Origin of the sequence: uncultured Methylibium sp., assembly GCF_902826655.1 — a bacterium.
Taxonomy (GTDB): Bacteria; Pseudomonadota; Gammaproteobacteria; order Burkholderiales; family Burkholderiaceae_C; genus Methylibium.
In genome coordinates, this window is sequence record NZ_CADEFR010000090.1 from 1 (window position 1) to 10118 (window position 10118).

The 10118-nt window shown below is 67.2% G+C and carries 11 protein-coding genes; all 11 read right to left on the reverse strand.

Going from position 1 to position 10118, the window contains the following annotated elements; genetic code table 11:
- On the reverse strand, positions 1-1219 hold a 1219-nt coding region (gene nuoL / locus QZV97_RS19405), incomplete at its 3' end, for an NADH-quinone oxidoreductase subunit L (protein ID WP_295646652.1).
- A 41-nt stretch (positions 1220-1260) separates the two neighbouring features.
- On the reverse strand, positions 1261-1569 hold the full coding sequence (gene nuoK, locus QZV97_RS19410) for an NADH-quinone oxidoreductase subunit NuoK (protein ID WP_295646655.1): 309 nt from the start codon (positions 1567-1569) through the stop codon (positions 1261-1263).
- On the reverse strand, positions 1566-2204 hold the full coding sequence (locus tag QZV97_RS19415; protein ID WP_295646658.1) for an NADH-quinone oxidoreductase subunit J: 639 nt from the start codon (positions 2202-2204) through the stop codon (positions 1566-1568). Before QZV97_RS19415 ends, nuoK begins: the two co-directional genes overlap by 4 nt.
- Positions 2205-2216: 12 nt before the next feature.
- A complete protein-coding gene (gene nuoI, locus QZV97_RS19420) occupies positions 2217-2705 on the reverse strand; it encodes an NADH-quinone oxidoreductase subunit NuoI (RefSeq protein ID WP_295646681.1) in 489 nt (162 codons plus the stop codon).
- A 22-nt stretch (positions 2706-2727) separates the two neighbouring features.
- Positions 2728-3792: an NADH-quinone oxidoreductase subunit NuoH gene (gene nuoH, locus QZV97_RS19425; protein ID WP_295646661.1), complete on the reverse strand. Its 1065-nt coding sequence runs from the start codon at positions 3790-3792 to the stop codon at positions 2728-2730.
- A 2-nt stretch (positions 3793-3794) separates the two neighbouring features.
- Positions 3795-6110: an NADH-quinone oxidoreductase subunit NuoG gene (nuoG, locus tag QZV97_RS19430; RefSeq protein WP_295646665.1), complete on the reverse strand. Its 2316-nt coding sequence runs from the start codon at positions 6108-6110 to the stop codon at positions 3795-3797.
- A gap of 18 nt (positions 6111-6128) precedes the next feature.
- Positions 6129-7490, reverse strand: a complete 1362-nt coding sequence (gene nuoF, locus QZV97_RS19435) for an NADH-quinone oxidoreductase subunit NuoF (RefSeq protein ID WP_295646668.1) — start codon at positions 7488-7490, stop codon at positions 6129-6131.
- A gap of 11 nt (positions 7491-7501) precedes the next feature.
- Positions 7502-7990 carry an NAD(P)H-dependent oxidoreductase subunit E gene (locus QZV97_RS19440; RefSeq protein ID WP_295646670.1) on the reverse strand — a complete coding sequence of 163 codons (489 nt, stop codon included), beginning with the start codon at positions 7988-7990 and terminating at the stop codon, positions 7502-7504.
- Positions 7987-9240, reverse strand: a complete 1254-nt coding sequence (locus QZV97_RS19445) for an NADH-quinone oxidoreductase subunit D (RefSeq protein WP_295646672.1) — start codon at positions 9238-9240, stop codon at positions 7987-7989. The genes QZV97_RS19440 and QZV97_RS19445 overlap by 4 nt, the downstream gene beginning before the upstream one ends.
- Position 9241: 1 nt before the next feature.
- Positions 9242-9853, reverse strand: coding sequence for an NADH-quinone oxidoreductase subunit C (locus QZV97_RS19450; protein WP_295646675.1), 612 nt, complete (start codon positions 9851-9853; stop codon positions 9242-9244).
- A 35-nt stretch (positions 9854-9888) separates the two neighbouring features.
- Positions 9889-10118 (reverse strand): NADH-quinone oxidoreductase subunit NuoB (gene nuoB, locus QZV97_RS19455; protein ID WP_295646678.1); only part of this gene is annotated, 230 nt, incomplete at its 5' end.

The window sequence follows — 10118 nt, forward strand, 5'->3', positions numbered from 1 at the left end:
CGGCGAACAGCGGCGTGCCGATCAGCGCCAGCGAGCCCAGCAGCGAGGTGATCCACGTGATGGGCATGTACTTGCGCAGGCCACCCATGTTGCGGATGTCCTGGTCGTGGTGCATGCCGATGATCACACTGCCCGCCGCCAGGAACAGCAGCGCCTTGAAGAAGGCGTGCGTCATCAGGTGGAAGACCGCGACCGAGTAGGCCGACGCCCCCAGCGCCACCGTCATGTAGCCCAGCTGGCTGAGCGTGGAATAGGCGACGACGCGCTTGATGTCGTTCTGGATGATGCCCAGGAAGCCCATGAACAGCGCCGTGATCGCGCCGATGATCATGACGAAGGACAGCGCGGTGTCGGACAGCTCGAACAGCGGCGACATCCGCGCCACCATGAAGATGCCGGCCGTCACCATCGTGGCGGCGTGGATCAGCGCCGAGATCGGCGTCGGGCCTTCCATCGAATCGGGAAGCCAGACGTGCAGCGGGAACTGCGCGCTCTTGCCCATCGCGCCGATGAAGAGGCAGATGCAGGCAACGGTGATGACCAGCCAGTCGCTTCCTCCCAACGGATTGGGGAAGCCCAGCTTGGCGATCTCGGGCGCCTTGGCGAAGAGCTCGGTGTAGTTCAGCGTGCCGCCGTAGGCCAGCAGCAGCCCGATGCCCAGGATGAAGCCGAAGTCGCCGACCCGGTTGACCAGGAAGGCCTTCATGTTGGCGAAGATCGCGGTCGGCTTGGTGTACCAGAAGCCGATCAGCAGGTAGGACACCAGGCCGACGGCCTCCCAGCCGAAGAACAGCTGCAGCATGTTGTTGCTCATCACGAGCATCAACATGCTGAAGGTGAACAGCGAGATGTAGGCGAAGAAGCGCTGGTAGCCCGGGTCCTCTTCCATGTAGCCGATGGTGTAGACGTGCACCATCAGCGACACGAAGGTCACGACCGTCATCATCATCGCGGTCAGGCCGTCGACCAGGAAGCCGATCTCCATCTTCAGGCCGCCGATGACCATCCACTCGTAGACGGTGGCGTTGAAGCGCGCGCCCTCGCCCACCGCCATCAGCGTCTTCACCGACAGGATGAAGGCGATCAGCACGCCGAGGATGGTGATCGCGTGCGCGCCGCGGCGCCCCACGGCCTTGCCGAACAGGCCGGCGACGATGGCACCCGCCAGTGGCGCCAGTGGCACGGCGACGAGCATCGATTGCGAGAGTCCAGCAGCCATCTTGTTGTTCTTTCGGCAGGGCCCTCGCCCCGCTCGTCAGGTCAGCCCTTGAGTGCGTCGAGTTCGTCGACGCTGATGGTCGACCGGTTGCGGAACAGCACCACCAGGATCGCGAGGCCGATCGCCGACTCGGCGGCGGCCACGGTGAGGATGAAGAAGACGAACACCTGGCCCGCCATGTCGCCGAGGTAGTAGGAGAAGGCGACGAAGTTGAGGTTGACCGCCAGCAGCATCAGCTCGATCGCCATCAGCAGCACGATCAGATTCTTGCGGTTGAGGAAGATGCCGATCACCGACAGCGCGAACAGGATCGCACCCAGCGACAGGTAGTGGCCGAGGCCGACGCTCATGGCTGTCCTCCGGTCGGCGCGGCGGGCGCGGGCGCCGGGGCGCGCTCGGGCTCCATCTGCAGCACGCGCACGCGGTCGGCCTTGCGGACCTTGACCTGCTCGGACGGGTCGACGTACTTGCTGTCCTTGCGCCTGCGCAGCGTCAGCGCGATCGCCGCGATGATCGCCACCAGCAGCAGCACGGCGGCGATCTGCAGCGGGTAGAGGTATTGCGTGTAGATCTCGATGCCCAGCAGCTTGCTGTTGCCGAGCTTCGCTGCGGCGGCATCCGGCACCGGTGCCACCGGCAGGTCGAAGCCCCGGCGCAGCACCCAGATCATCTCGGCCGCGATCACCGCGCCGACGCTGCCGGCCAGCGGGAACAGGCGCCAGAAGCCTTCACGCACCTGCTGCATGTTGGCGTCGAGCATCATCACGACGAACAGGAACAGCACCATCACCGCACCGACGTAGACCAGCACGAGCGAGATCGCGAGGAACTCGGCCTTCAGCAGCATCCACACGCAGGCCGCGTTGAAGAAGGCGAGCACCAGGAACAGTGCCGCATGCACGGCGCTGCGCGCGGTGATGACGCGGAAGGCGGCGAACAGCAGGATCGCCGAGAAGACGTAGAAAAGAGCGGAATCCGTGGTCATGACGTGCGTCGTTCAGCGGTAGGCCGCGTCGGCCCGGCGGTTGGCGGCGATCTCCCGCTCGTAGCGGTCGCCGACCGCCAGCAGCATGTCCTTGGTGAAGTAGAGGTCGCCGCGCTTCTCGCCGTGGTACTCGAAGATGTGGGTCTCGACGATCGAGTCGACCGGGCAGCTCTCCTCGCAGAAGCCGCAGAAGATGCACTTGGTCAGGTCGATGTCGTAGCGCGTGGTGCGGCGTGAACCGTCGTCGCGCACTTCGGATTCGATCGTGATCGCCAGCGCCGGGCAGACCGCCTCGCACAGCTTGCAGGCGATGCAGCGTTCCTCGCCGTTCTCGTAGCGGCGCAGCGCATGCAGGCCGCGGAAGCGCGGCGACTGCGGCGTCTTCTCCTCCGGGAACTGCACGGTGATCGCCGGCGACAGGAAATGCCGACCGGTGAGCGCCAGCCCCTTCAGCAGCTCGAGCAGGAAGAAGGTGTTGAAGAATTCCTTGATGGAGGCCACGGCGGACATCGGTTGGCCCTCCTCAGTTCCAGATGTTCCAGGGCGACTGGATCCACAGGCCCACGACGACCAGCCAGACCAGCGTGATGGGGATGAAGATCTTCCAGCCCAGCCGCATGATCTGGTCGTAGCGGAAGCGCGGGAAGGTCGCACGCACCCAAAGGAACACGGTCACGACGGCGAAGGTCTTGAGGCCCAGCCAGATCCAGCCCGGGATCCAGTTGAACACCGCGCTGTCCACCGGCGGCAGCCAGCCACCGAGGAACAGCGTCACCGCCAGCACCGACACCAGGATCATGTTGGCGTACTCGGCCAGGAAGAACATCGCGAAGGCCATGCCCGAGTACTCGATCATGTGGCCGGCGACGATCTCGGACTCGCCCTCGACGACGTCGAAGGGGTGGCGGTTGGTCTCGGCCAGGCCCGACACGAAGTAGACGATGAAGATGGGGAACAGCGGCAGCCAGTTCCAGCTGAGGAAGTTGAGCCCCATGTCGGCGAACTGGCCGCGGTCCTGGGCCAGCACGATCTCGGTCATGTTGAGCGAGCCGCTGACCATCAGCACCACCACCAGCGCGAAGCCCATCGCGATCTCGTAGCTGACCATCTGCGCCGATGCGCGCAGCGCGCCGAGGAAGGCGTACTTCGAGTTGCTGGCCCAGCCGGCGATGATGACGCCATAGACCTCCATCGAGGTGATCGCCATCAGGAACAGCAGGCCGGCGTTGATGTTGGCCAGCGCGATCTCGGGGCCGAAGGGCACGACCACCCAGGCGGCCAGCGCCGGCATGATGGTCATCACCGGCCCGAGCAGGAACAGGCCCTTGTTCGCCGCGGTCGGGAGGATGATCTCCTTGAACATCAGCTTGACCGCATCGGCGATCGGCGTCAGCAGGCCCCAGGGCCCGACGCGATTGGGGCCGGGGCGGATCTGCGTCCAGCCGATGGCCTTGCGCTCCCACAGCGTGAGGTAGGCGACGCAGCCCATCAGCGGCAGGATCAGCGCGACGATCTTGATGACGTTCCAGACGACGGGCCAGAAGCCGCCGAAGAGCCCCGCGCCGAACTGGTTGAAGGACTCGATCATGCTCAGGCCTTCTCCACCGCGATCGGGCCGAACATCGCGCCCAGCGCGGCGGTCGCCGGATGGCCGGCGGCGACGCGCACGGCGGTCGGCGCCAGCGTGGCGTCGTGGTAGGCCGGCAGCCGCACCGAGACGCTGCCCTGCTGCACGTGGACCTCGGCCCCGTCGGTCAGCCCGAGACGCTGCCACAGCGCGGTCGGCAGGCCGGCGCGCGGGGCGCGCGCGTCGGCGGTGGCCTGCAGCGAGGGCGCGCGTCGCACGATGGCGTCGACGCCGTAGATCGGCACGTCGGCAATGCGCTCCAGCGAGCCGGACGCGGGGTCGGGGCGCGGCACGGCGACCGACGATCCGTTGTCGAGCCGGGCTCCCAGCGCGGCCGGGTCACCCAGCGCCTGTGCCCTGACTTCCTCGGAGGTCTCGAAGTCGAAGCCCTCGAGTCCCAGCATCGAGCCCAGCACGCGCAGCAGCTTCCACGCCGGGCGGGCCTCGCCGCGCGGCTTGACGACGCCGTGGAAGCTCTGCACGCGACCCTCGGCGTTGACGAAGGTCCCCGAGGTTTCCGTGAAGGGCGCGATCGGCAGCAGCACGTCGGCATGCTCGAGATTCGCGCTGCGGAAGGCGCTGAGCGAGACGACCATCTGCGCACCGGCCAGCGCCGCAGCGGCCCGGGACGGATCGGCCGCCTCGATCGCCGGCTCGGCATGCAGCAGCACGTAGGCCTGCAGCGGACGGGCCAGCATCTGTGCAGCGTTCAGGCCGCCTTGACGCGGTTGCGCACCGACCAGCTGGGCACCGACCGCATTGCCGCCGTCGCCGAGATAACCGCAGCTGGCACCCGTCTGCGCCGCGATGAAGTTCGCCAGTGCGAGCAGTTCGGCGGCCTGCGGATGCTGCGCGGCCGCGTTGCCCAGCAGCACCGCCTTGCGCTGACCGCCCAGCAGGGACGCGGCGACGGCCTGTGCCTCGGCCGTCGGTGTCACGGCGAGCGGCGCCACGACGCCCTTCGCGGCGGCCACCGCCGCCGCCACGCCACCCAGCGCCGCGACCCAGTCCCCAGGCGCCGCCGTGACGCGCGCGGCGACCGGCAGCAGCCAGTCGTCGGCGAGCGCATGCAGGGCGCTCACCTTGGCACCGCGCTTCGCGGCCTCGCGCAAGCGCAGCGCGAACAGCGGATGGTCCTTGCGCAGGAAGGACCCGACGACGAAGGCGCGGTCCAGCGTCGACAGCGAGGCGATGGGTGCCCCGAGCCAGCGGACCTGGTCGGTGGCCTCGGGGGCTGCATGACGCAGCCGGTGGTCGATGTTGTCCGAGCCCAGGCCGCGGACCACGCGGCCCAGCAGGTGGAGCTCCTCGACCGTCGCCGCCGGCGAGGCCAGCGCGCCGATGCCGGCTGGTCCGTGATCGGCCACGATCTGCTTCAGCCCGGTGGCGACGTACTCCAGCGCGACGCTCCAGTCGACGGTCTGCCACTGACCGCCCTGCTTGATCATCGGCGCGGTCAGGCGGTCGTCGCCGTTCAGCGCTTCGTAGGCGAAGCGGTCGCGGTCGGCGATCCAGCACTCGTTGACGGCCTCGTTCTCGAGCGGCACGACACGCATCACCTGGCCGCCCTTGACCTGCACGATCAGGTTGGCGCCCGTGCTGTCGTGCGGGGAGACCGACTTGCGGCGACTGAGCTCCCAGGTGCGGGCGCTGTAGCGGAAGGGCTTGCTGGTCAGCGCCCCGACCGGGCAGATGTCGATCATGTTGCCCGACAGCTCGGAGTCCACCGTCTCGCCGGCCACCGTGGTGATCTCGGAGTGCTCGCCGCGGTGGATCATGCCCAGCTCCATCACGCCCGCGACCTCCTGGCCGAAGCGCACGCAGCGGGTGCAGTGGATGCAGCGGCTCATCTCCTCCATGCTGATGAGCGGACCGACGTCCTTGTGCAGGACGACGCGCTTCTCTTCCTCGTAGCGCGAGGCGGACTTGCCGTAGCCGACCGCCAGGTCCTGCAGCTGGCATTCGCCGCCCTGGTCGCAGATGGGGCAGTCCAGCGGGTGGTTGATGAGCAGGAACTCCATCACCGACTGCTGGGCCTTGAGCGCCTTGTCGCTCTTGGTCCGCACGATCATGCCCTGCGTCACCGGTGTGGCACAGGCCGGCATCGGCTTGGGCGCCTTCTCGATGTCGACCAGGCACATGCGGCAGTTGGCCGCGATGCTGAGCTTCTTGTGATAGCAGAAGTGCGGGATGTAGGTGCCGGCCTTGTCGGCGGCGTGCATCACCACGCTGCCTTCGGGCACTTCGACCTTCTTGCCGTCGAGTTCGATTTCAACCATGTCGTCGTGTCTCGCGCGTCAGACGTAGGCGGGGACGATGCACGACTTGTGCTCGACGTGATGCACGAACTCGTCGCGGAAGTGCTTCAGCATGCCCTGCACCGGCATCGCCGCCGCATCGCCCAGCGCGCAGATCGTGCGGCCCTTGATGTTGTCGGCCACCGAGTCCAGCAGGTCCAGGTCTTCCGGACGGCCCTTGCCGTGCTCGATGCGGTCGACCATGCGCCACAGCCAGCCGGTGCCCTCGCGGCAGGGCGTGCACTGGCCGCAGCTCTCGTGCTGGTAGAAGTAGCTCAGGCGCAGCAGGCTCTTGACCATGCAGCGCGTCTCGTCCATCACGATCACCGCACCGGACCCCAGCATCGAGCCAGCCTTGGCGATGGAGTCGTAGTCCATCGTGCAGTCCATCATGACGGACGCCGGCAGCACCGGGGCCGACGAGCCCCCGGGGATCACGGCCTTGAGTCTGCGGCCGCCCTTCACGCCGCCGGCCAGCTCCAGCAGCCTGGAGAACGGCGTGCCCAGCGGCACCTCGTAGTTGCCCGGGCGCTCGACGTCGCCGACCATCGAGAACAGCTTCGTGCCGCCGTTGTTCGGCTTGCCGACCGCGAGGTAGGCGTCGCCGCCATTGCGGATGATCCAGGGCACCGCCGCGAAGGTCTCGGTGTTGTTGATCGTCGTCGGCTTGCCGTAGAGGCCGTAGCTCGCCGGGAACGGCGGCTTGAAGCGCGGCTGGCCCTTCTTGCCCTCGAGCGACTCGAGCAGCGCGGTCTCTTCACCGCAGATGTAGGCACCGAAGCCATGGAAGGCGTGCAGCTGGAAGCTGTGGTTCGACCCGAGGATGTTCGCGCCCAGGTAGCCGGCGGCGCGGGCTTCGTCGAGCGCCTCCTCGAAGCGCTCGTAGATCTCGAAGATCTCGCCGTGGATGTAGTTGTAGCCGACCGTGATGCCCATCGCGTAGGCCGCGATGCACATGCCCTCGATCACGATGTGCGGGTTGTAGGCGAGGATGTCGCGGTCCTTGCAGGTGCCCGGCTCGCCTTCGTCGGAATTGCAGACGAGGTACTTCTGCCCCGGGAACTGGCGCGGCATGAAGCTCCACTTCAGGCCGGTCGGGAAGCCTGCGCCGCCGCGGCCGCGCAGGCCCGAGGCCTTGACCTCGGCGATGACCTGGTCAGGCGTCATCGGCACGCCGGCACCTTCGCCGCTGCGGCCTTCGCCGGTCAGGATCATCTTCAGCGCCTGGTAGCCGCCCCGCGCCACGTAGTCCTTCAAGCGCCAGTTGCGGCCGTCGAGGCCCGCGACGATCTGCGCGCCGAGGTGGCGATCGTGGAAGCAGGTCTCGCGACCGCTGGCCTGGAACTTCGAGAGGTCGAGCATCGGCTGCGCCTTCACTTCGCGTTCGCCTTGAGCGTGGCCAGCAGGTCGTCGAGCCGCGCCTCGGTCATGTAGCTGAGCATCTGCCGGTCGTTGACCAGCAGCACCGGCGCGTCGGCGCAGGCGCCCAGGCATTCGCTGGGCTGCACGGTGAACACGCCGTCGGCGGTGCTGCCATAGGGCTCGACGCCGAGCTTCTTGCAGACATGCTGCAGCGCCGTCTCGCCGTCTCGCAGCTGGCAAGGCAGGTTGGTGCAGACGTTGAGCTTGAACTGCCCGACCGGCTCCTGGTTGTACATGTTGTAGAAGGTCGTGACCTCGTGCACCGCGATCGGCGGCATGCCGAGGACGTCGGCGACGCCCTTCTCGGCCTCGGCCGACACGTGGCCCTGCTCCTGCTGCACGATCGCCAGGCAGGCCATCACGGCCGACGCCTTCTGGTCGGCAGGGTACTTGGCGACTTCGCGGGCAAAGCGCGCGAGCGTGGCTTCCGAGAACGTCATCGATCAATCTCGCCGAAAACGATGTCCATGGTGCCGATCACCGCGACCGCGTCGGCGATCATGTGGCCGCGGCTCATCTCATCCATCGCCGCGAGATGCGCAAAACCGGGCGCGCGGATCTTCAGCCGGTAGGGCTTGTTGGCACCGTCGCTGACCAGGTAGATGCCGAATTCGCCCTTCGGGTGCTCGACCGCCGCATAGGCCTCGCCTTCAGGCACGTGGAAGCCTTCGGTGAAGAGCTTGAAGTGGTGGATCAGCTCCTCCATGTTGGCCTTCATGTCGACGCGCCCCGGCGCTGCGACCTTGTGGTTGTCGGTGATCACCGGGCCTGGATTGGCACGCAGCCAGGCCGAGCACTGCTGGATGATGCGGTTGGCCTGGCGCATCTCCTCGACGCGCACCAGGTAGCGGTCGTAGCAGTCGCCCTGGGTGCCGACCGGCACGTCGAAGTCGACCTGGTCGTAGACATCGTAGGGCTGCTTCTTGCGCAGGTCCCAGGCGATGCCGGAGCCGCGCAGCATCGGGCCGGTGAAGCCGAGATTCAGCGCCCGCTCCGGCGTCACGACGCCGATGCCGACGGTGCGCTGCTTCCAGATGCGGTTGTCGGTCAGCAGGGTCTCGTAGTCGTCGACGTTCTTCGGGAAGCGCGCGCAGAAGTCGTCGATGAAATCGAGCATCGAGCCCTGGCGGTTCTCGTTGAGCTTGGCGATCGCCTTGGCATTGCGGATGCGGCTGGCCTGGTACTGCGGCATCGCGTCCGGCAGGTCGCGGTAGACGCCGCCCGGGCGGAAGTAGGCCGCGTGCATGCGCGCGCCCGACACCGCTTCGTACAGGTCGAACAGGTCCTCGCGCTCACGGAAGGCGTAGATGAGGATGTTCATCGCGCCGCAGTCCAGGCCGTGCGCGCCGATCCACAGCAGATGGTTCAGGATGCGCGTGATCTCCGAGAACATCACGCGGATGTACTGGGCGCGGATCGGCACGTCGACGCCGAGCAGCTTCTCGATCGCGAGGCAGTAGGCGTGCTCGTTGCACATCATGGACACGTAGTCGAGACGGTCCATGTAGGGCAGCGACTGGATGTAGGTCTTGCTCTCGGCGAGCTTCTCGGTCGCGCGGTGCAGCAGGCCGATGTGCGGGTCGGCGCGCTGGATGACCTCGCCGTCCAGCTCCAGGATCAGGCGCAGCACGCCGTGCGCCGCCGGGTGCTGCGGCCCGAAGTTGAGCGTGTAGTTCTTGATCTCGGCCATGTCAGTGCAAGCCGCCGTAGTTGTCTTCGCGGATGATCCGCGGCGTGATCTCGCGCGGCTCGATCGTCACCGGCTGATAGATCACGCGCTTCTGCTCGGCGTCGTAGCGCATCTCGACGTGGCCGGTGGTCGGGAAGTCCTTGCGGAAGGGGTGGCCGATGAAGCCGTAGTCGGTCAGGATGCGGCGCAGGTCGGCATGGCCGTCGAAGACGATGCCGTAGAGGTCGAAGGCCTCGCGCTCGAACCAGTTGGCGGACGACCAGACCTCGTTGACCGAGGGCACGACCGGCAGGTCGTCGTCGGGGCAGAACACCTTGACGCGCAGCCGCCAGTTGTTCGCGACCGACAGCAGGTGCAGCACCACGCAGTAGCGCGGACCGCCGTCGTAGGACGAGCCGTTGCCGTCGCGGTAGGTCGAGTAGTCGAGGCCGCAGACATCGATCAGCTGCTCGAACTTCAGCTCGGCGTGGTCGCGCAGCGTCGTGCAGACCGCGAGGTAGTCTGCGGCCCGGACCGTCAGCGTCAGCTCGCCGCGCTCGCGCTTGAGCGACTGCAGCTTGCCGGTCAGCGCGGCCTCGAGAACCGGTTGCAGGATATCGAGCTTGTGGTCCATGCGTCAGCGTGCGGGTAGGTACGAGAGATCGCGCGTTACCGCGCGATCGTGTTCTCGCGCCGGATCTTGGCCTGCAGCTGCAGCACGCCGTAGAGCAGCGCCTCCGCGGTCGGCGGGCAGCCGGGCACGTAGACGTCGACCGGCACGATGCGGTCGCAGCCACGCACCACCGAATAGCTGTAGTGGTAGTAGCCGCCGCCGTTGGCGCAGGAGCCCATGCTCAGCACCCAGCGCGGCTCGGCCATCTGGTCGTAGACCTTGCGCA